The organism is Stenotrophomonas maltophilia (genome assembly GCF_002799155.1).
In the GTDB taxonomy this organism is placed as follows: domain Bacteria; phylum Pseudomonadota; class Gammaproteobacteria; order Xanthomonadales; family Xanthomonadaceae; genus Stenotrophomonas; species Stenotrophomonas maltophilia_R.
Window position 1 is genome coordinate 1,228,790 of sequence record NZ_NERD01000002.1, and the last position, 20,702, is coordinate 1,249,491.

21 protein-coding genes are annotated in these 20,702 nt (G+C 66.7%); 15 read left to right on the forward strand and 6 right to left on the reverse strand.

Features of this window, described 5'->3' with window-relative positions; genetic code table 11:
- Window positions 1-25 precede the first annotated feature (25 nt).
- Window positions 26-484, forward strand: coding sequence for a DUF6491 family protein (locus B9Y82_RS06320; protein ID WP_100471966.1), 459 nt, complete (start codon window positions 26-28; stop codon window positions 482-484).
- 75 nt (window positions 485-559) lie between these two features.
- Here B9Y82_RS06320 and B9Y82_RS06325 read toward each other — a convergent pair whose 3' ends face one another.
- The 3 genes from B9Y82_RS06325 to ftsY all read right to left on the reverse strand — a co-directional run bounded on the left by B9Y82_RS06325 (window position 560) and on the right by ftsY (window position 3,355).
- Window positions 560-829 (reverse strand): oxidative damage protection protein, encoded by a 270-nt coding sequence (locus tag B9Y82_RS06325; RefSeq protein ID WP_100471967.1) that lies wholly within the window; start codon window positions 827-829, stop codon window positions 560-562.
- A 5-nt stretch (window positions 830-834) separates the two neighbouring features.
- Window positions 835-1,959 carry an A/G-specific adenine glycosylase gene (gene mutY / locus B9Y82_RS06330; RefSeq protein ID WP_100471968.1) on the reverse strand — a complete coding sequence of 375 codons (1,125 nt, stop codon included), beginning with the start codon at window positions 1,957-1,959 and terminating at the stop codon, window positions 835-837.
- A gap of 82 nt (window positions 1,960-2,041) precedes the next feature.
- Window positions 2,042-3,355 carry a signal recognition particle-docking protein FtsY gene (gene ftsY, locus B9Y82_RS06335; RefSeq protein WP_100471969.1) on the reverse strand — a complete coding sequence of 438 codons (1,314 nt, stop codon included), beginning with the start codon at window positions 3,353-3,355 and terminating at the stop codon, window positions 2,042-2,044.
- 129 nt (window positions 3,356-3,484) lie between these two features.
- On the opposite strand from ftsY, the gene B9Y82_RS06340 reads away from it, so the two are divergent.
- Window positions 3,485-3,784, forward strand: a complete 300-nt coding sequence (locus B9Y82_RS06340) for a hypothetical protein (protein ID WP_100471970.1) — start codon at window positions 3,485-3,487, stop codon at window positions 3,782-3,784.
- Window positions 3,785-3,947: 163 nt separating this feature from the next.
- On the opposite strand, the gene htpG is transcribed toward B9Y82_RS06340, so the two are convergent.
- A complete protein-coding gene (htpG, locus tag B9Y82_RS06345; protein WP_100471971.1) occupies window positions 3,948-5,840 on the reverse strand; it encodes a molecular chaperone HtpG in 1,893 nt (630 codons plus the stop codon).
- 604 nt (window positions 5,841-6,444) lie between these two features.
- Between htpG and rsmD the strand changes: the two genes are divergently transcribed.
- The 6 genes from rsmD to B9Y82_RS06375 all read left to right on the forward strand — a co-directional run bounded on the left by rsmD (window position 6,445) and on the right by B9Y82_RS06375 (window position 11,259).
- Window positions 6,445-7,023 carry a 16S rRNA (guanine(966)-N(2))-methyltransferase RsmD gene (gene rsmD / locus B9Y82_RS06350; protein ID WP_100471972.1) on the forward strand — a complete coding sequence of 193 codons (579 nt, stop codon included), beginning with the start codon at window positions 6,445-6,447 and terminating at the stop codon, window positions 7,021-7,023.
- Between the two features lie 26 nt (window positions 7,024-7,049).
- Complete coding sequence (gene coaD / locus B9Y82_RS06355) at window positions 7,050-7,559, forward strand: pantetheine-phosphate adenylyltransferase (protein ID WP_014036814.1); 510 nt, start codon at window positions 7,050-7,052, stop codon at window positions 7,557-7,559.
- Window positions 7,560-7,618: 59 nt separating this feature from the next.
- Entirely contained in the window at window positions 7,619-8,110 is a 492-nt protein-coding gene (locus B9Y82_RS06360) for a hypothetical protein (RefSeq protein ID WP_100471973.1), read from the forward strand.
- Window positions 8,111-8,242: 132 nt separating this feature from the next.
- On the forward strand, window positions 8,243-8,524 hold the full coding sequence (locus B9Y82_RS06365) for a YfhL family 4Fe-4S dicluster ferredoxin (protein WP_004153175.1): 282 nt from the start codon (window positions 8,243-8,245) through the stop codon (window positions 8,522-8,524).
- Window positions 8,521-10,251, forward strand: coding sequence for a gamma-glutamyltransferase (gene ggt / locus B9Y82_RS06370; protein WP_100471974.1), 1,731 nt, complete (start codon window positions 8,521-8,523; stop codon window positions 10,249-10,251). The genes B9Y82_RS06365 and ggt overlap by 4 nt, the downstream gene beginning before the upstream one ends.
- Before the next feature lie 120 nt (window positions 10,252-10,371).
- Complete coding sequence (locus B9Y82_RS06375) at window positions 10,372-11,259, forward strand: MBL fold metallo-hydrolase (protein ID WP_100471975.1); 888 nt, start codon at window positions 10,372-10,374, stop codon at window positions 11,257-11,259.
- An 83-nt stretch (window positions 11,260-11,342) separates the two neighbouring features.
- On the opposite strand, the gene B9Y82_RS06380 is transcribed toward B9Y82_RS06375, so the two are convergent.
- Entirely contained in the window at window positions 11,343-11,636 is a 294-nt protein-coding gene (locus tag B9Y82_RS06380; RefSeq protein ID WP_100471976.1) for a PsiF family protein, read from the reverse strand.
- Window positions 11,637-11,760: 124 nt separating this feature from the next.
- Here B9Y82_RS06380 and B9Y82_RS06385 point away from each other — a divergent pair, with 124 nt between their 5' ends.
- Window positions 11,761-12,129 carry an ArsR/SmtB family transcription factor gene (locus B9Y82_RS06385; protein ID WP_100475183.1) on the forward strand — a complete coding sequence of 123 codons (369 nt, stop codon included), beginning with the start codon at window positions 11,761-11,763 and terminating at the stop codon, window positions 12,127-12,129.
- Complete coding sequence (locus B9Y82_RS06390; protein WP_100471977.1) at window positions 12,101-12,580, forward strand: SRPBCC family protein; 480 nt, start codon at window positions 12,101-12,103, stop codon at window positions 12,578-12,580. The genes B9Y82_RS06385 and B9Y82_RS06390 overlap by 29 nt, the downstream gene beginning before the upstream one ends.
- Window positions 12,581-12,690: 110 nt before the next feature.
- On the opposite strand, the gene upp is transcribed toward B9Y82_RS06390, so the two are convergent.
- Complete coding sequence (gene upp / locus B9Y82_RS06395; RefSeq protein WP_005409099.1) at window positions 12,691-13,323, reverse strand: uracil phosphoribosyltransferase; 633 nt, start codon at window positions 13,321-13,323, stop codon at window positions 12,691-12,693.
- A 218-nt stretch (window positions 13,324-13,541) separates the two neighbouring features.
- On the opposite strand from upp, the gene B9Y82_RS06400 reads away from it, so the two are divergent.
- The 5 genes from B9Y82_RS06400 (at window position 13,542) to B9Y82_RS06420 (ending at window position 20,664) form a co-directional block, all read left to right on the forward strand.
- Window positions 13,542-16,055, forward strand: coding sequence for a TonB-dependent receptor (locus B9Y82_RS06400; RefSeq protein ID WP_428993180.1), 2,514 nt, complete (start codon window positions 13,542-13,544; stop codon window positions 16,053-16,055).
- Window positions 16,055-17,170 (forward strand): phytase, encoded by a 1,116-nt coding sequence (locus B9Y82_RS06405; protein WP_100471979.1) that lies wholly within the window; start codon window positions 16,055-16,057, stop codon window positions 17,168-17,170. The genes B9Y82_RS06400 and B9Y82_RS06405 overlap by 1 nt, the downstream gene beginning before the upstream one ends.
- The gene (locus B9Y82_RS06410; protein ID WP_100471980.1) at window positions 17,167-18,534 is read left to right on the forward strand and encodes a purple acid phosphatase family protein; all 1,368 of its coding nucleotides are present in this window, start codon (window positions 17,167-17,169) and stop codon (window positions 18,532-18,534) included. Before B9Y82_RS06405 ends, B9Y82_RS06410 begins: the two co-directional genes overlap by 4 nt.
- A 10-nt stretch (window positions 18,535-18,544) precedes the next feature.
- Window positions 18,545-19,159: an inorganic diphosphatase gene (locus B9Y82_RS06415; RefSeq protein WP_100471981.1), complete on the forward strand. Its 615-nt coding sequence runs from the start codon at window positions 18,545-18,547 to the stop codon at window positions 19,157-19,159.
- Between the two features lie 89 nt (window positions 19,160-19,248).
- Window positions 19,249-20,664 carry a cryptochrome/photolyase family protein gene (locus tag B9Y82_RS06420; protein WP_100471982.1) on the forward strand — a complete coding sequence of 472 codons (1,416 nt, stop codon included), beginning with the start codon at window positions 19,249-19,251 and terminating at the stop codon, window positions 20,662-20,664.
- The last annotated feature ends 38 nt before the right edge of the window (window positions 20,665-20,702 follow it).

Sequence of the window (20,702 nt, forward strand, 5' to 3'; positions counted from 1 at the left end):
CAGCAGGTTCCCCGAGGAGATCGCCATGAAGACCCCGATCCTGATCGCCGGACTCTGCCTGGCGCTGGCCGCCTGCGCGACGACCGGCCGGCTCAGCAGTACCGAGAAACTGGATCTGTACCGTGCCCACGCGGGCGCGCCGCAGAGCGACATGCAGTTCTTCGGCAGCCTCAATGGCTGGACCGAGCTGGGTGACAGCGCGCTGGCGGTGTGGACGCGCCCCAGCGAAGCCTATCTGCTGGAGCTGAATGGTCCGTGCCAGGATTTGCCGTATGCCACCGCCATCGGCCTGACCAGTCGGATGAACCGGGTTTCGGCGCGCTTCGACAAGGTGCTGGTGCGCGACCCCACCGGCGGCCCGCGCCTGCCGTGCTTCATCAACAGCATCCGCAGGCTGGACGTGAAGGCACTGCGTGCCTCCGAGCAGGAACTGCGCCAGGCGCAGGTGCAGGAGCGCGAGGAAGGTGCCGCACCGGCGAAATGATCAGAAAAGGGGACGGAGAGCATCAAGTCGTTTGCGGCACAAGCGGCTTGATCCTCTCCGTACCCCTTTTTGTTGTCAGGCTTCAGGGGTGAAGCCGGCAGGCTTTTCCGCGTCCTTCTCGAACAGGAACTTGACCAGCTCGCCCTCGAGGAACGCACGATGTTCGGGCGTGCGCGGTGACAGACGGTTCTCGTTGATCAGCATGGTCTGGTGCGCCAGCCATGCGGCCCAGGCCTGCTTGCCGATGTTGTTGAAGATGCGCTGGCCCAGCTCGCCGGGGTAGGGCACGAAGTCCAGGCCCTCGGCATCGCGTTGTTCGTACTGGCAGAAGACGTTTCGGGGCATGGCGCTCACTCGTGGTTGCGGGTTTTCGTGGATTTTCGTTTCGGCGCCTTGATCGTGGCGCCGTCGAGCAGTTTGCGGATCGGTGCCGGCAGGCCCAGCGCGGGCAGTTCGTCGGCGGCCACCCAGCGCAGCGTGGGTTCTTCCACGCGCAGGCCGTGTACCTGCCGCGACAGTACCTGCAGGTGCAGTTTGTAGTGGCTGAAGGTGTGCTGCAGCAACGGCAGCTCCTCGGCGTCTTCCAGAGAGCCTTCAACGTGCGCGTCGAACCAGTCCTGCAGCTCGCTGCCGGCCTCGGCCTGCGGCAGCGTCCACAGCTGCGCCCAGATGCCGCTGTCCGGTCGCTTCTGCAGAAGCACGCGCTGCTGTGCGTCGCGCAGCAGCAGCGCCACTGCTTCACGTTCGGGCAGGGTCTTGCTGGGCTTGGGCGTCGGCAGTTCGGCAGTGCGGCCTTCGCGCCGGGCCACGCAGTCATCCTGCAGCGGGCAGATCACGCAGGCGGGTTTGGCGCGGCTGCACACGGTCGCGCCCAGGTCCATCTGTGCCTGGGTGTAATCGGCCATGCGCCCCTCCGGCACCTGTGCCACGTGTGCCTCGGCGATCGCCCACAGCCGCTTTTCAATGGCGGGCAGGCCGGGGAAGCCCTCGATGCCGTGGTAGCGGCTGAGCACGCGCTTGACGTTGCCATCGAGGATCGCGAACGGGTCATTCCAGGCCTGGCTGAGGATCGCGCCGGCGGTGCTGCGGCCGATTCCAGGCAGCGCATGCAATGCATCGAAGTCACGTGGCAGATCGCCGTCGTGCATTTCCACGCAGCGCTTTGCAGCGGCATGCAGGTTGCGTGCACGGGCGTAGTAGCCGAGCCCGGCCCACTGCGCCATCACCGCGTCATTGCTGGCGGCGGCAAGGTCGGGCAGGGTCGGGAAGTGCTGCAGGAACCGCTGGAAGTACGGGATGACCGTGGTCACCTGGGTCTGCTGCAGCATGATTTCCGACAGCCAGACCCGGTAGGGGCTGCGCGGGTGCTGCCAGGGCAGGTCGTGACGGCCGTGGTCGTCGAACCAGTGCAGCAGGCGGGCGACGAAACCATCGCGTTCTGCAGTCTCGGCGCTGGCGTGCGGCTGGCGGGGCATTGGCGTTCCAGAGAGGCAGCCACCGGTGGGGTGGCTCTACCAGGGTGCAGTAGAGCCACGCCATGCGTGGCTGCGCGGTGTATCAGGCACCCAGCGCTTCGGGCAGCAGGGCGTCGACGAAGGCTTCCGGGTCGAACACGCGCAGATCTTCCGGGCGCTCGCCAATGCCGGCGAAGCGGATCGGAATGCCGAACTCGCGGGCCAGCGCGAACACCACGCCGCCCTTGGCAGTGCCGTCCAGCTTGGTCACCACCAGGCCGGTCACGTTCACTGCGGCATTGAACTGGCGCAGCTGCGACAGCGCGTTCTGGCCGGTGGTGCCGTCGATCACCATCAGCACTTCGTGGGGTGCGGTGGGGTCGATCTTGCCGAGCACGCGGCGGATCTTGCCCAGCTCGTTCATCAGGCCGGACTGGGTGTGCAGGCGGCCTGCGGTGTCGGCGATCAGCACCGAGGTGCCACGGGCCTTGCCGGCCTGCAACGCATCGAATGCCACCGAAGCAGCATCGGCGTTCTGCCCCTGCGCAACCACGGCCACGCCGTTGCGCTCGCCCCAGGCCTGCAGCTGGGCCACGGCGGCGGCACGGAAGGTATCGCCGGCGGCCAGCATCAGGCTGTGGCCTTCGTCCTTGAAGCGCTTGGCCAGCTTGCCGATGGTGGTGGTCTTGCCGACGCCGTTGACGCCGACGGTCAGTACCACGAAAGGCTTGGCAGTGCGGTCGATCACCAGCGGCTTGGCCACCGGCTGCAGGATCGCGATCAGCTCGGCGCGCAGCGCGGCCAGCAGCGCATTGGCGTCAGCGAATTCGCGCGACTTCATGCGCTTGCGCAGGCCCTCGACCAGGTCGGTGGTGGCACCTACGCCGACGTCGGCGGTGATCAGTGCGGTTTCCAGCTCGTCCAGCAGGTCGTCGTCGAGCTTGGGGTTGCGCGAGAACAGGCCGCCGAAGCTGCGTGCGATGACGCTGTTGCGCAGGCGTTCGCGCCAGCCAGGCTTGCCGGCCGGGGCCGGGGCGGCATCGACCAGCACCGGCAGGTCAGTCGCAGGAGTGGCCGGCGCTTCGGCCGGGATGACCGGGGCCAGCGGTGCGAGCACGGCGGCCGCAGCCAGGGCCTCGGCTTCGAAGTCCTCCGCAGCGATGACGCGTTCCGCAGCCGGCGGTGCCGGTGCGGCGGCCGGCGCTTCGGGCACTGCGACGGGCGCCGGTGCAGGCGTCGGCGCGGGCGTGGCAGCCTCGGACGTGTTCGGAGCGGCTACCGGAGCGGCCGGGGCTTCTTCGACCGGGGCTGCGGACGGGAATGCCGCCGCCAGCTCTTCAGCCGAGTAGTGCTGGGTCTTGGGAGCCTCCGCTGCGGGGGCATCCTGGGGCTTCTTGCGGCGGAAAAAACTGAGCATTGGCAAAAGGCGCTGAAATCAGGGGGATATGCTACCACTCGGGCCTGTCGGGCCGATGTGGACTCAACATCGCGGCCTGCCGGCCGTTAACCGGTCCGGAGGGCTGCGCACGGCGGCCCGGAGACCGCCATGAACAACGTGATGGGAATTGCCCTCAGCGGGATGCGTGCGGCCCAGCAGGGCGTGCAGGTGGCCGCGCACAACGTGGCCAACCTGGCGACCCCGGATGCCCAGCGCCTGCAGTTGCAGCGCGGTACTGCGGAGCAGGGCGGGGTACAGGCCGCGGCGTTCCCCGCCGGCACCGATCCTGGTGCGCCATTGGGGGATCTGTTGGCCGCGAAAGCAGAGGTGGTCGCCTTCGCCGCCAATGCTGCGGTGATCCGCCGCCAGGACCAGATGCTGGGCTCGCTGCTGGATCGGGAAGCCTGAACCCCCTCGGCAGCTGCCAACCGCCACTCCTGGTGGGTGCCAACCTTGGTTGGCACGCTTTTGGGGCGCCAACCAAGGTTGGTCTCTGCCAGGGCAGCAGTGCCAACCAAGGTTGGCACCTGCCAAAGCAGCGCCGGGCCATGCCCGGCGACCACTGCCTCGATCAGGCCGACAGTTCCAGCAGCAGCTTGTTCAGGCGCGCCACGTAGGCACCCGGATCCTTCAGGCTGTCACCCGCGGCCAGTGCGGCCTGGTCGAACAGCACCCGGCCGAGGTCGTCGAAGCGCGCGCCATCGGCTTCGGCATCCAGCTTGGCGATCAGCGGGTGGCCCGGGTTGATCTCCAGGACCGGCTTGCTCTCCGGCACCTTCTGCCCGCTGGCTTCCAGGATCTGGCGCATCTGCAGGCCCAGGTCCTGTTCGCCGATGGCCAGCACCGCCGGCGAATCGGTCAGGCGGTGCGAGACGCGCACTTCGGCCACGTCATCGCCCAGCACCGTCTTCAGGCGCTCGACCAGGCCCTGCTTGTCCTTGGCCGCCGCTTCCTGTTCCTGCTTGTCCGCTTCGCTTTCCAGCGCGCCCAGGTCGAGGTCGCCACGGGCGATGTCGACGAAGCCCTTGCCGTCGAAATCGGTCAGGTAGCCCATCAGCCACTCGTCGATGCGGTCGGTCAGCAGCAGCACTTCCACGCCCTTCTTGCGGAACACTTCCAGGTGCGGGCTGTTGCGTACCTGGCTGTAGCTTTCGCCGGTCAGGTAATAGATCTTGTCCTGGCCTTCGGCCATGCGGCCGAGGTAATCGGCCAGCGACACGCTCTGTGCATCGCCGTCGCCACGGGTGGAGGCGAAGCGCAGCAGGCCGGCCACCTTCTCGCGGTTGTTGTAGTCCTCGGCCGGGCCTTCCTTCAGCACCTGGCCGAATTCCTTCCAGAACGTGGCGTACTGCTCCGGCTTGTCGGCGGCCAGCTTCTCCAGCATGTCCAGCGAGCGCTTGGTCAGCGCCGACTTCATCGAATCGATGACCGGACCAGACTGCAGGATCTCGCGCGAGACGTTCAGCGACAGGTCGTTGGAATCGACCACGCCCTTGATGAAGCGCAGGTACAGCGGCAGGAACTGCTCGGCCTGGTCCATCACGAACACGCGCTGCACGTACAACTTCAAGCCCTTGGGCGCATCGCGGTGGTACAGGTCGAACGGCGCGCGGCCGGGCACGTACAGCAGCGAGGTGTACTCCAGCTTGCCCTCGACCTTGTTGTGGCTCCACGCCAGCGGGTCGCTGTGGTCGTGCGCGACGTGCTTGTAGAACTCGGTGTACTCGGCATCGCTGATTTCAGTGCGCGGACGGGTCCACAGTGCGCTGGCGCGGTTGACCGTTTCCCACTCGACCGCTGCGCCTTCTTCGCCGCCCTCCTTGGGCATCTGGATCGGCAGGCCGATGTGGTCCGAGTACTTCTTGAGGATGCTGCGCAGGCGCCAGCCATCGGCGAAATCGTGCTCGCCGTCCTTCAGGTGCAGCACGATGCGGGTACCGCGTTCGGCCTTGTCGACGGTGGCCACTTCGAAATCGCCTTCGCCGCGCGAGGTCCAGCGCACGCCTTCGCCTGCAGCCAGGCCGGCGCGGCGCGAGGTCACTTCCACTTCGTCGGCGACGATGAAGGCGCTGTAGAAACCCACGCCGAACTGGCCGATCAGCTGCGAATCCTTCTTCTGGTCGCCGGACAGCTGGCGCAGGAAGTCGCCGGTGCCGGACTTGGCGATGGTGCCCAGGTGGGCGATGGCTTCGGCACGGCTCATGCCGATGCCGTTGTCTTCGATGGTGATGGTGTGGGCGGCAGGGTCGAAGCTGACGCGCACGCGCAGTTCGCTGTCGCCTTCCAGCAGGGCCGGCTGGGTCAGGGCCTCGAAGCGCAGCTTGTCGGCGGCGTCGGCGGCGTTGGAGACCAGCTCGCGCAGGAAGATCTCCTTGTTGGAATACAGCGAGTGGATCATCAGCTGCAGCAGCTGCTTGACTTCGGTCTGGAAGCCAAGGGTTTCGGTCTGGGGGGTCTCGGTCATCGATAAGGCTCCGTGTGCAATGCCGCGCCAGCGCGTGCGGCCTCGCCAAGGGGTATGGCTGATTGTCCCGAAATCAAGGGGTTGGTCGGCCGGGCTGCGCCCGGCACCCGCTCAGTGCAACTGCAACTGCCAAAGCCAGAGCCAGAGCGGCATTCCGTGGGATGGCGGGGCGCTGTGGGTTCGCGGGGACGGCGCAAGTACGTCCATGTAGCCTTGGTCGCCGCATCCATGCGGCTCACACCCCGCGAACCCACAGTGCCCCGCCTCTGACAGGTTCACGCGGCTGTTGGTAGGTGTCGACCTTGGTCGACACATCTGTCAGATATCGATACATCAAATGGGGTCAGATCCGTTTTCCGCAGGAAAACGGATCTGACCCCACCTGTATGTCGGGCATCGGATCGCGTCTGGGGTAGAGCCTCCTGAGTTAGGGGGCGGCCGCGAAGCGGCGGGGGTGTGGAAGATGGTAAGTGGGGCCCGCGTTTCGCGCAGCGAAGCGTGGGAGCGACAGCGCGCATGCGTTGGCGCGTCCCCGGGCGCCGCCCGGCCGAACTACAATCCCGCTCATGCTGAATTTCTCGAACAACCTCCGCCGGGGGCGCCGATGAGCGGCCGTGGGGGCAATGACGGCCAGGTCCGCATCATCGGCGGGCGCTGGCGCAATACCCGCCTGCCGGTGCCGACCCTGCCGGGGCTTCGGCCCAGCGGCGATCGCGTGCGCGAGACCCTGTTCAACTGGCTGATGCCCAGGCTCGGCGGTGCGCGGGTGCTGGACCTGTTCGCCGGCAGTGGCGCACTGGGCCTGGAGGCGGTCTCGCGCGGTGCCGCGCATGCCACCCTGGTCGAGCGCGATGCGCAGCTGGGCCGCAACCTGACCGCCGCGGTGGCCAAGCTGCAGGCCAGCGACCAGATCACCGTCGTGCAGGCCGATGCCCTGCGCTGGCTGCAGGGCGCGCCCGCGCAGCAGGCCGACCTGGTCTTCATCGACCCGCCGTTTGCCGATGGCCTGTGGCAGGACGTGCTGGCCCAGCTGCCCCGGCACCTGGCCGCCGATGCCTGGCTGTACCTGGAATCGCCGGCCGGCCACGTGCCGGTGCTGCCGCCGGACTGGCTGCTGCACCGCGAGGGCGGCACCCGCGAGGTGCGCTTTGCCCTGTACCGCCGCGCCACTGCTACACTTTGACCTCATCTGAACATCTGCATCCGCCCATGACCGTGGCCAACCGCCGCATCGCCGTCTATCCCGGCACGTTCGACCCGATCACCAATGGTCATATCGACCTGGTGAGCCGCGCCGCGCCGCTGTTTGAAAAGGTCGTGGTCGGCGTGGCGCAGAGCCCGTCCAAGGGCCCGGCGCTGCCGCTGGAGCAGCGCGTGCAACTGGCGCGTGGCGCCCTGGCCCACCACGGCAATGTCGAAGTCATCGGCTTCGATACCCTGCTGGCCCATTTCGTACGTTCGGTCCAGGGCGGGGTGCTGCTGCGCGGCCTGCGCGCGGTGTCCGATTTCGAGTACGAGTTCCAGATGGCCAGCATGAACCGCCACCTGATCCCCGAGGTCGAGACCCTGTTCCTGACCCCGGCCGAGCAGCACAGCTTCATTTCGTCCTCGCTGGTCCGCGAGATCGCGCGCCTGGGCGGCGACGTGTCCGGTTTCGTGCCGGCCGCGGTGCTCGAAGCCCTGCGCAAGGTCCGCGAAGCGAAGTCGGCACAGTCGTAAGCCCGCTGTACCCGCACCCCCTTACGTACAACACCACGCACCATTCCGGGAGGAAACCCATGAACACCACCACGCGCGCGATGCTGATCGCTTCGTTGGCCCTGGCCTTCACCGCCTGCAAGAAGGAAGAGGCCGCTCCGGTCGACGAGGCCAAGCAGGCCCTGGTCGCTCCGTCCAAGGACGACGATGCAGGCTGGAAGAAGTACCTGCAGGAAGTGGCCATCCAGAACATGGGCAACATCACCAACAGCCCGTTCCTGTACTACCTCTCGCCGGAATCGGACCCGGACTTCCAGGCCAAGTACGAGCGCCAGACCGAAAGCGCCACCCAGGCCGTGGCCCGTGGCGTGCAGCCGGGCAACATGCTGGCCTTCGGCTCGTCGGCCTCGGGCAAGATGGCTGACATGATCCAGGCCGTGTTCAAGGACGTGTCGCCGGATTCGATGAAGGGCGTGCGCGTCGTCTTCATCGGCCAGTCGGCCGACAACGCCCGCGTGCAGGCTGCGATCCAGCCGACCGGTGCCGAGTACATTTTTGTCGAAGCCAAGTAATACCGAGCCATGGCGGCCATGCTCCGGCATGGCCCGGGCGGCGCACCGCAAAGACGCCGCCGATGACCTGACCGGCCCGCGCGCCCGCGCTGGCCGGTCCTTTGTCCCAGGGCGCGGGCGAGGAGTATCGCCGTGTCGCTGAAAATCAATGAGCTCTGCGTCAACTGCGACGTATGCGAGCCGGCCTGCCCGAACCAGGCCATTGCGATGGGTGAAACCATCTACGTGATCGACCCTGCGCGCTGCACCGAATGCGTGGGTCATTTCGACGAACCACAGTGCGTGGTCGTCTGCCCGGTCGAGTGCATCGATCCGGATCCGGAGATCGTGGAAACGGAAGACCAGCTGCTGGCCAAGCTGCGCCAGCTGCAGCACGATCACCCCGAACTCTATGCGGAGCCCCCATCCGAATGAAGACGTTGATCGTCCGCCCCCTGTTGCTGCTCGGCCTGCTGCTGAGTCCGATCGCCTGGGCCGACAGCCCGGCCCGTGCCGAACGCCCCGATGGCGCGGCCATTGCCAGCGGCCACGCGCTGGCCACCCAGGCCGGCATCGACATCCTGGCGCAGGGCGGCAACGCCTTCGACGCCGCCGTGGCGGTGTCGTCCACGCTGGCGGTGGTGGAGCCGATCAGCTCTGGGCTGGGCGGAGGTGGCTTCTTCCTGTTGCATGACGCTGCCACTGGCAAGGACCTGATGCTGGATGCGCGCGAGACCGCGCCGGCCTCGGCAACCCCGCAGGCCTTCCTTGACAAGCAGGGCAACCTCGACCGCGACCGCTCGGTCAATGGCGCCTGGTCAGCCGGTATCCCGGGCCTGCCCGCAGCGCTGGTCGAACTGTCGGCCAGGCACGGCAAGCTGCCGCTGTCGGCTTCGCTGCAGCCGGCGATCCGTGTCGCCCGTGAAGGCTTTCCGGTGTACGAGCGCATGGCCAAGGGCTATGCCTCGCGCCGCGAAGTGATGGAGCGCTACCCCGGCACGCGCGAGGTCTACCTGCGCAACGGCAAGCCGATCGCCAGCGGTGACCTGTTCAAGCAGCCGGAACTGGCGCAGACGCTGGAGCGGCTGGCCGCAGGCGGCTTCGATGGCTTCTACAAGGGCCAGACCGGAAAGCTGTTGCTGGACGGCGTGAGGCAGGCCGGCGGCAAGTGGACCGCTGAAGAGCTGGCCGGCTACCGCGTGAAGCAGCGCGAACCGATCGTGTTCAACTACAACGGCTGGAAGATCACCACCGCGCCGCCGCCGTCGTCCGGTGGTATCGCGCTGGCCAGCATGCTGCAGATCCTGGAAGGTTGGGACATCAGGAAGATGGATCCGGCGCATCGCACCCACCTGGTGGTGGAGTCGATGCGTCGCGCCTACCGCGACCGAACCTTCTTCCTCGGCGACCCGGACTTCGTGCAGATCCCGCAGAAGGTGCTGACCAGCAAGGACTACGCACAGGGCCTGCGGGCCACCATCCATCCGGAGAAGGCCACGCCCAGCGACCTGTTGTCGGGCAACCCGACGCCGCTGGAAGACGACGAGACCACGCACTTCTCGATCATCGACCGTGATGGCAACCGTGTCGGCGCCACCCAGACCGTCAACCTGCTGTATGGCTCGGGGCTGATTCCCAAGGGCACCGGTGTGCTGCTGAACAACGAGATGGACGACTTCGCGCTGAAGCCGGGCACGCCCAATGCGTTCGGCGTGATGGGCTATGAGGCCAATGCGCCGAAGGCGGGCAAGCGCATGCTCAGCTCGATGACGCCGACCTTCATGGAGAACGCCGACAAGGTGGTGGTGCTGGGCACGCCGGGTGGCAGCCGCATCATCACCATGGTGCTGCTGGGGATCCTTGGTTACGACGCCGGCCTGGATGCGCAGCAGGTGGCGGCGCTGCCGCGCTATCACCACCAGTGGCTGCCGGACCTGATCGAAGCCGAGGACGATGCGTTCGACGCGGCGACCGTGAAGCAGTTGCAGGCGATGGGCCACAAGATCGACCTGCCGGGTGACGTCGCCGCAGGCGGCCGCGGTTCCAGCCATGTGTGGGGCAACCTGCAGACCGTGGAATGGGACCGCAAGGCGAACAAGCTGTACGGCGGTAGCGACCCACGCAACCCGGTGGGCAGTGCCCAGGTCGTGCCGGCACGCTGATCCGGTTGTGGCGGCTGCTGGCCGGCAATCCGGCTGATTATCGAAACCCCGCCTTTGCCGGCGGGGTTTTCAGTTTCCTTTCTAGCGATTATTTAACGAGCAGGCGCCGATAATCGACGCATGAAACTCTGGTCTATTCGTGGAAATTCGCAGCGCCTTGATGGCGGCGCGATGTTCGGCAACGCACCGCGTGCGTTGTGGGAAAAATGGGCGGCACCGGACGAGCTCAATCGCATCGAGCTGGCCTGCCGTGCGCTGCTGGCCAGCCCGCTGGAAGGCAAGACGGTGCTGTTTGAAACCGGTATCGGGGCGTTCTTCGATCCGCGCATGCGTGAGCGCTATGGCGTGCAGGAAAGCCAGCACGTGCTGATCGATTCGTTGCGCGAAGCCGGCTTCGAACACGAGGACATCGATGTCGTGGTGCTCAGCCACCTGCACTTCGATCATGCCGGCGGCCTGCTGGCGGCATGGAGCGAAGGGCGTGAGCCCGAGTTGCTGTTCCCCAACGCAACCTATGTGGTCGGCGCACAGCATTGGCAGCGCGCCGTGCATCCGCACCCGCGTGACCGGGCCAGCTTCATTCCGGAACTGCCCGGCCTGCTGCAGGCAAGTGGCCGGCTGGAAGTGGTGGATGGGGAGTACTCGAAGGTACTCGGCCACAGCGTGCGCTTCAGCTACAGCGACGGGCATACGCCGGGGCTGATGCTGGCCGAGATCGTCGGTCACGCGCATGCAGGCGAGGGTGCGCACGGTGGCGTGGTGTTCTGTGCCGACCTGATTCCAGGGCGCTCATGGGTGCACGTGCCGATCACCATGGGCTACGACCGCAACGCCGAGCTGCTTATCGACGAGAAGCGGCAGTTCCTTGAAGACAAGCTGGCACGCAACGTGCGGCTGTTCTTCACCCATGACCCGCAGGTGGCGCTGGCGCAACTGGGGCGTGATGACAAGGGGCGTTTCGTGACCCTGCATGAGCAGGGCGAGCTGAAGGCGCGCGCCCTCGGTTGATGAAAAGGCCGGGCGATGCCCGGCCTTCCCGTGACGCATCAGATCCACGCCATGCGTGGATGGCGCCCTGCCAGAGACAGGCGTCAAGACACCTTCAGGCAGCTGCTCATGAAGGTCTTGCGCGCATCACCGGCCAGCTTCCTGGCGCCCGCGTCAGCGTTGCACTTGCGCATGCGTTCCTGCTGCGCATTGGCCGGCTTGGCGTCGGCGGCGTGGCCACTGAGGCAGGAACTCTGCGCGGTCTTGTAGGCATCGCCTTTCAAGCCCTTGTTCTTGGCCGAGCATTCGGCCATGCGCTGTTGCTGCGGGGTGGTGGCGTTGACCGCCAGGGGCAGGCCGACCAGCAGGACGGCGGCCAGCAGGAAAGAGGCTTTCATCAGGTGCTCCAAGCGGGGGCGGGTGCGCGGAGCATTCGCTTCGGCATGGCAAGACCACGTGAAAAATCATCACCCGGCCGCGCCTGCTTGCATTAGTACTCGGATCGGCGTATTGCTTAGCCTTATGGGTAAGTATTCTCCAGCCATTCAAGAGGTCTTCCAGGCGTTGGCCGACCCGACCCGTTGCGCGATCGTGGCCGCGCTGGGGCAGGGGCCGTGCACGGTGTCGATGCTGGCAGAGCCCTTCCAGATGGCCTTGCCCTCGCTGATGAAACACCTGGCCGTGCTGGAGCGCAGCGGCGTGGTGCGCAGCTACAAGCAAGGGCGCGTGCGCACCTGCGAACTGGTGCCGGCGCGGCTGCGCCAGGGCGAGCAGTGGCTGGCCGAACAGCGCGCGACGTGGGAAGCGCGCACCGACCGCATGGTCGAATTCGTCGAAACGCATCACCAACAGGAGCAGGCCCATGGCCGTAGACGCAGGCAACAACCCTGACACCGATCTGGTCATCAGCCGCGTGCTGGCTGCACCGCGCGCGGCCTTGTGGCGGGCCTGGACTGACCCCGAGCTGCTGCGCCAATGGTGGTGCCCGAAACCCTGGGCCACTGAGGTTCGCGCATTCGACCTGCGCCCCGGCGGGGCCTTCCACACCTTCATGCAGGGCCCGGATGGTGGCAGCAGTGACAATCCGGGCAGCTTCCTGGAGATCGTGCCGCAGCAGCGTTTGGTGTTCACCTCGATGCTGGGCGCAGGCTGGCGACCGCAGTCACCCTGGCTGGGCTTCACCGCCATCATCACCATGGAGGACGAGGGGCAGGGCTGCCGCTACACGGCGCGGGTAATGCACCCGGACAAGGCGCAGCGCGACCAGCATGAGCAGCTGGGCTTCTTCGATGGCTGGAACACCGTCATCGGACAGCTGGAAATCTTCGCGGCCGGGCTGTAGGCCGGAATGCGGGATGGGGTCAGAGCCCTTTCTGCGAAAGGGATCCGACCCCCCGCGATGTTGGGGCCAGATCCCTTTCGCAGAAAGGGCTCTGACCCCGGTTCCCCGGATCAACCGACGCGGGTACCGAAGATACGGTCACCGGCGTCACCCAGGCCCGGCAGGATGTAACCCTTGTCGTTGAGCTGGGCATCGATGGCCGCAGTGTAGATCTCCACGTCCGGGTGCACGGCCTTGACCGCTTCGATGCCTTCAGGCGCGGCGACCAGGAAGATGCCCTTGATGCGGCGCGCGCCGGCGCGCTTGAGCATGTCGATGGTGGCGATCAGGGTGCCGCCGGTGGCCAGCATCGGGTCCAGGATCAGCGCATCGCGCTCTTCCAGGCGGCCGGTCAGGCGCTCGAAGTAGGGCACCGGCTGCAGGGTTTCCTCGTCGCGCTGCAGGCCGACCACGCTGACGCGGGCTGCCGGGATCAGCGACAGCACGCCGCTGAGCATGCCCAGGCCGGCACGCAGGATCGGCACCACGGTGATCTTGGCGCCGGCAATGCGCTGCACGGTGACCGGGCCGGCCCAGCCCGGCAGGGTGTGCGGCTCGGTGTCCAGGTCGGCGGTGGCCTCGTAGGCCAGCAGCGTACCCAGCTCGTTGGCCAGTTCGCGGAAATCCTTGGTGCTGAGCGCGGCGTTGCGCATCAGGCCGATCTTGTGCTGCACCAGCGGGTGGCGCACTTCGACGATCTTCATGGTCGGAAGGAGGGGAGAAGGAGAGAGGGCGCCATTTTGCCGGAATGGCGGGCCGAACCCCAAACCGTTCCCAGACCCGCCGTACATGGAATGTGCAGGCGCATGTCACGGCCATGCAACCTTGCGGACATACCGTGCAGACCCATTCTTAACAGGAATGGGGATTCCCAGTGCATATCAAGACTCCGTTGGCCGTTGCCATCACGCTGACCCTGGCGATGGGGGCCGCAGCACCGCTGCGGGCCGCCGGGCAGCAGGCGGTAGCCGCCACCGGCGCCGTGGCGGCCGACGCGGTCGACCTGGACCGCATCGAAGTGCGTGCCCAGCTCGAATCGCAGATCCGCGCCGTCGACCTCAAGCGCAGCAGCGACGCCATCGAGGACGCGGTGTCCTCTGACGCCCTGGGCCAGTACCCGGACAAGAACGTGGCCGAGTCACTGCAGCGCCTGCCGGGCGTGAGTGTGACCCGCGACCAGGGTGAGGGCCGATTCGTGGTCATCCGCGGCCTGGATGCCAATCTCAACAGTGTCAGCGTGGATGGAATTGCCGTCGGTACGCCGGAAGATTCCAGCCGTGCCGCGCCGCTGGACGTGATCCCCTCCGATTCCACCGAGCGCCTGCGCGTGGTCAAGTCGCCGACCCCGGACATGCCGGGTGATGCCATTGGCGGCGCCGTGCTGGTGGAATCTGCGTCGGCCTTCGACCGCGACGGTCGCAGCCTGCGTGGCAAGATCGAGGGCAGCCACCAGCAGCTGTCCGGCGAGACCAGCCCCAAGGCCGCCTTCAACTACAGCGAGGTGTTCAACGACACCTTCGGCATGGCGCTGGGCGTGAACTACCAGAAGCGCAGGTTCGAGTCGGACAACACCGAAGTGGAGTACGACGGCGAAGACGATGCCGCCCCCGGTGACGTGACCGCGATCAACCTGCAGCACCGCAAGTACGAGATCGAGCGCAAGCGCATCGGTGCCAACCTCAACCTCGACTGGCGTCCCAACGAAGACAGCAAATACTACCTGCGCGCGCTGTACAGCCAGTTCGACGATGCGGAGACCCGCCAGCGCGTGATCTTCAACTTCGACGACGCGAAGATGGTCAAGACCGGCACCGACCAGTACCGCTTGGACGGCATGCCGAAGGATTCCATCGACAAACGCATGCGCTACCGCACCAAGAAGGAAAACACCTTCGCGGCAAGCCTCGGCGGCGAGAACAAGCTGACCAGTGCAGTGGTCGATTACCGGATCGGCTACACCCGTACCGAAGAGCGCGTGAACGACGAGATGGAGGCGCGCTTCAAGCTCAACGGCAAGGCCTTCAACGGCACCCTGGACCAGAGCAGCCGCCTGCCCAGCTACAGCTTCGACAACCCGCAGTGGCTGGACAACAGCAACTACGCATTCGACCGCTTCGTGCTCTCGCCCAAGCAGGTGAACGACAAGGAGCACAGCGCGCAGGTCAACGTACGCTTCGACGGTGACAGCAGCAGCATCAAGTTCGGCCTGCTGGGCCGCTGGCGCGACCGCGACGTGAATGTGGACGAGCGCGAACTGCGCGTCGGCCCGAAGGTGGCGCTGTCGAGCTGGACCACTTCCTCGCCGGAACACCGCCACGGCAACATGGGCGATGGCATGGACTCGGCCGCGATGCGCGCGTTCTGGGCGGCCAGCGGCAGCCAGTACAGCGCCCGCCCGCAGGACGCCGGTGCAAACGCGATGACGTCGCTGGAAGAAGACTACGTGGCCAGTGAAGACATCTTTGCCAGCTATGCCATGGGGACCTGGGACGTGGGCGCGCTGCGCATCATCGGTGGCGTGCGCGTGGAGAACACCCGCTTCAAGGCGGTCGGCAACCAGGTGGACGTGGCTGCGAACGGCCGTAGTTTCACCGTCACCCCGCGCGTGGCCAACAGCAGCTACACCAACGTGCTGCCGGGCCTGCACCTGCGCTATGACGCGGCCGATGACTGGGTGCTGCGTGCCTCGGCCAACAAGACCGTATCGCGCCCTTCGTTCGGCGACGTTTCGCCGCGCGTAGGTTACAGCCGGGGTGACGAGGAAGTGCGCCTGGGCAATCCGGAGCTGGACCCGTACGAGTCGAAGAACATCGACCTGTCGGTGGAGAAGTACATCGGCAGCACCGGCATCGTCTCGCTGGGCCTGTTCCACAAGTCGATCGATGGCTACATCGTGGAAACCGTGCGTACAAATGATCCGGCCTACGACGGTTTCGACGTGACCCAGCCGATCAACGGCCGCAAGGCCACCGTGCGTGGCGCGGAGTTCAATTGGCAACAGCAGCTGGCCTTCCTGCCGGACGGTCTGGATGGTCTGCTGGTCGGTGCCAGTGGTACCTGGCTGGATACGAAATTCGATGCAGGCATCAAGGACCGTGCAGGCGAGGACTTCACCCTGCCGCGCGCCTCCAAGCATGTCTACAGCGCACACATCGGCTATGAAAAGTACGGTGTCAGCACGCGCCTGGCGGCGGTGTATCGCAGCGAGTACCTGGACAGCATCGGCAAGGGGCGCGCGTTCGACATCTATGTGGCACCCAACACTCAGCTCGATTTTTCGCTGGACTACAAGTTCACCCCGCGCGTGAGCATGTACTTCGAAGCGCAGAACCTGCTGGACAAGCCGTTGGAGCTGTACCAGGGCACGCGTTCGCGCACCCTGCAGATGGAAGAATACGGTCGTACCTACGCGCTCGGCCTGAAGGTGGCACTGTGATGGGGCGTGGCATCACCGTCCTGGCGGTCGCGCTCGCGGCGACCCTGGCCGTCGGCTGCACGCCGGCGACCGGCAATGACCCCGCCGCGGCCACCACGGCAGCGAAAGCCGGGGGCGAGCGCACGGTGACCACCATCGCCGAAGCCTTCCTGTCACCGATGACCCCGGCCGACAACATCGACTCGCCGGCAGCCTGGCGCGCGCCGGACGGCGCGCTGTGGCTGATCGCCACCGCCAAGGCCTCCGACAAGCTGGTGGTCTACGACGGCAGCACCGGCCAGCACCTGCGCGATGTGGGTACCAGCGGGACCGCGCCAGGGCAGTTCGATCGCCCAAACGGCATCGCGGTGACCGACGACCTGCTGTGGATCGTGGAGCGCGACAATCACCGCGTGCAGGTGCTGGGCCTGCCGGACTTCACGCCGCTGGCGACGTTCGCTGCGGACGAACTGCGCAAGCCGTACGGGCTGTGGGTCGACCGCCGTGCCGATGGCTACAGCGTCTACGTCACCGACTCCTGGGACAACGGCGAGGATGCGCAGGGGCGTGACATCCTGCCGCCGCTGGCCGAGCTGGACAAACGCGTACGCCAGTACCACGTGACCCGCGACGGTGCGAAGGTCGAGGCGAAGCTGGTGGCCAGCATCGGCGATACCACCGAAGCCGGTGCGCTGCGGGTGGTCGAGTCGATCTGGGGCGACCCCGGGAACGACCGGCTGCTGATCGCCGAAGAGGACGAGAGCTACGCCAGCGAGTTCAAGGTCTACACCCTGGCCGGACGCTTCACCGGCACCACCTTCGGCCGCGACGTGTTCAAGGCACAGGCCGAAGGCGTGACCCTGCGCACCTGCGGCAAGGACGGCTGGTGGATCACCACCGAGCAGGGCAAGCAGCGCAGCGTGTTCCACCTGTTCGACCGGCATACGCTGAAGCCGGTCGGCGCGTTCCAGGGCAACACCGTGGCCAACACCGATGGCATCTGGATGATGCAGCAGCCCAGCGCGCGCTTCCCGCACGGTGCGCTGTATGCGGTGCATGACGACCAGGGCGTGGTGGCGTTCGACTGGGAGAGCATCGCCAAGCAGTTGGCATTGCCGCTGGAGTGTGGCGCATGAGCCGGCAGTACGCGATGCGCGCACTGGCGCTGGGCCTGCTGCTGGCGTTGCCGTCGCTGTCGTTCGCGGCGGCCGAAGCGAATACCCAGGTGCCGGCGGGTAGCCGCCACTACGCAGCGACGACGGTGCCGGACCGCATCGTCGCCTCGCCGGCAGCCGATCCCAGCCGCGGTTTCGCCGTGGCCTGGCGTACCGATGGCAGCGTGCAGGCGCCGCTGCTGGAGATCGCGCTGGCCGCAGATTCGCCCGCCATCGAGGGCATCCGCCAGGTGCGTGCGACGACGCGCGTGCTGCAGACCGAGAACGGGCTGTCGCACCATCATCGTGCCGACATCGGCGGCCTGCAGCCGGACACCCAGTACGTCTACCGCGTGCAGGGCAATGGCAGCTGGAGCGCCTGGAATCAGCTGCGCACGCTGGCCGGCGCCGACCAGCCGCTGACCCTGCTGTACTTCGGCGATACCCAGAACAAGAACGTCAGCCATGTCAGCCGCGTGGTGCGTGCCGCGCAGAAGGCTGCGCCGCAGGCGCGCATGAGCCTGTTCGCCGGTGACCTGGTCAGCGGCGGCGACAACATGGACGACAGCGAATGGGGCGAGTGGTTTGCCGCTACCAGCTGGCTGGCGCAGGAAACGCTGGTGGCCCCGGCCATCGGCAACCATGAGTATTTCGAGGAGTTTGAGGACACCCCGCAGGAACGCCGCGTGCTGGGCAAGCATTGGCCGGTGACGTTCGCGCTGCCTGGCAATGGCGCCAACGCCGCGCAGCAGACCAGCTACTGGTTCGATGCGCAGGGTGTGCGCGTGGCCGTGGTCGATGGCACCTCGGCGCTCGACCTCGGCACGGCCAAGGCGCAGGCACAGTGGCTGGACAGGGTACTGACCGGCAATCCGCAGCCGTGGACCATCGTGCTGCTGCACCAGCCGTTCTACTCGCCGCGCGAAGGCCGCGAGAACGCTGCGCTGCGTGACGTGCTGCTGCCGGTGGTACGCCGCCACAACGTCGATCTGGTGTTGCAGGGCCACGATCACACCTACGGCCGTCGTGGCGAAGGACAGGCCGCGACGCCGCAGTACGTGGTGACCGTGGCAGGTCCGAAGCAGTACCGCCTTTCCGACGAAGCGCGCAGGACGATGGATCCGGTAGCCGAGGACACCCAGCTGTTCCAGGTGTTGAACATCGACCCGCAGCACCTGCGCTATGAAGCACGCACGGTGACCGGTCGTCTGTACGACGCCTTCGAACTACGCCGTGACGCCAAGGGCGCAAAGCAGCGCACAGAGCTGACCGAGGGCCGCATCGCACCGCGCGACTGCCCGCGTGCGCAGACCGCCAAGGGTCGCGCCGACCGCTGCTGGGAATGACGACATGCCAATGACCACGCCCCGACGCATCCTTCCTCTCGCTGCCATCGGCGCGGCCCTGCTGTTGCTGGCCAGTGCGGTAACGGCCGCCGATACCGTGCTGCATCCGTTCCTGGTCGCCCAGCCGAAGCAGGCCCCGCAGGAGGTGAATCTGGCGGTGGAGATTCCGGCCGGCAGCTTCACCAAGTACGAGATCAAGGAGGACGGCCTGGTGCACGTGGATCGCTTCCAGTCGATGCCGGTGGCCTATCCGGCCAACTACGGCTCGATGCCGCGCACCCTGGCCGGTGACAACGATCCGCTGGATGCGTTGGTGCTGACCCGCGAACCCCTGCACCCAGGCGTGATCGTGCGCTTCCGGCCGATCGGTTACCTGAAAATGATCGATGGAGGCGAGCACGACGAGAAGATCATCGGCGTCCCGACCGACAAGGTGGACCCGACCTACGCCAACATCCGCGAGCTGGCGGATCTGCCGGAGGTCGAGCGCCAGCGCATCGAGGCGTTCTTCCGGGTCTACAAGGACCTGCCGGCCGGTCGCAATCCGGTGCAGCTCAACGGTTGGGGCAACGCCGCCGAGGCGCGTGCGCTGATCAGTGAAGCGATGCAGCGGTTCAAACAGTAGATTCACGCCACGCGTGGATGGCCTGGCGCGCGCATCTCCTTCACCGCCGCTGGCTATGATGTCTGCCTTCCACAACGAAGGCGGTGCATGTGTCGGTAGCGTTGGTGTGGTTCCGCCGTGATCTGCGGCTGCAGGACAATCCGGCCCTGCAGGCTGCGCTGGACGCGGGTCACGATGTGGTGCCGGTCTACATCCATGCGCCGCACGAGGAAGGCGAGTGGGTGCCTGGCGCAGCCTCCGATGCGTGGCGGCACCGTTCACTGGATGCACTGGACGCCGACCTGCGCGCGCGCGGTTCGTCGCTGGTGCTGCGCAGTGGTGACAGCTTGCCGACCCTGCAGTTGCTGGTCGAACAGACCGGCGCCGAGGCGGTGTACTGGAACCGCAAGTACGAGCCGGCCACCCAGCCACGCGACGCCACCATCAAGCGCACGCTGCGCGATCAGGGCATCGACGCGCAGAGCTGCAATGGCAGCCTGCTGTTCGAGCCGTGGGATATCGCCACCCAGCAGGGCCAGCCGTACAAGGTGTTCACGCCGTACTGGCGCAACGTGCTCAGCCACTGGCGCCTGCCCGCATTGCAGGCCGCACCGAAGGCACTGGTGGCGCACGCGGTCGACGGCCTCGCACTGGATGATCTCCAGTTGGCACCGACGCTGGACTGGGATACCGGCTTCTGGGAGCACTGGCAGCCGGGCGAGGCCGGTGCGCTGGAGGCACTGTCCGTATTCGAGGACGGCGCGTTGCGCGGTTACCGCGAGCAGCGCGACCTGCCGGATCGGGTCGGTACCTCGCGGATGTCGCCGCACCTGCATTTCGGCGAGATCGCGCCGTGGCGCATTGCCCATGCGCTGGAAGGCCTGCGCAGCGCCGGCACCGACGCCGACATCGACGGCTATCTGCGCCAGCTCGGCTGGCGTGATTTCGCCCATCACCTGCTGCATCACTTCCCGAAGACGCCGACCGAGAACCTCAACCCGCGCTTTGACCGCTTCCCGTGGGCCACGCCGGGGGCCGCGCAGCTGCTGGACTGGCAGCGCGGCAACACCGGCGTACCGATCGTTGATGCCGGCCTGCGCGAGCTGTGGCACACCGGCTACATGCACAACCGGGTGCGGATGATCGTGGCCAGCTACCTGTGCAAGCACCTGCGCGCGCACTGGCTGCATGGCGCGCGCTGGTTCTGGGACACACTGGTCGATGCCGACCTGGCCAACAACACGATGGGCTGGCAATGGGTGGCCGGGACCGGTGCCGATGCCGCGCCGTACTTCCGCGTGTTCAACCCGGTCACGCAGGCCGAGAAGTTCGACCCGCAGGCCCGCTACATCAGTCGCTGGGTACCGGAGCTGGCGGCGCTGCCGGTGAAGGCACGCTTCGCGCCGTGGCAGCATCCGCTGCTGCTGGCAGCGCATGCCCCCGGCTATCCGCGTACGCCGATGGTGGATCTGGCCGCCGGCCGCGATGCAGCGTTGGCTGCTTACCGTCAGTCCGGAGCAGGGTAAAGCGGGGGTTGAGCGATCCAGTCAGTTAGCTGAACGAG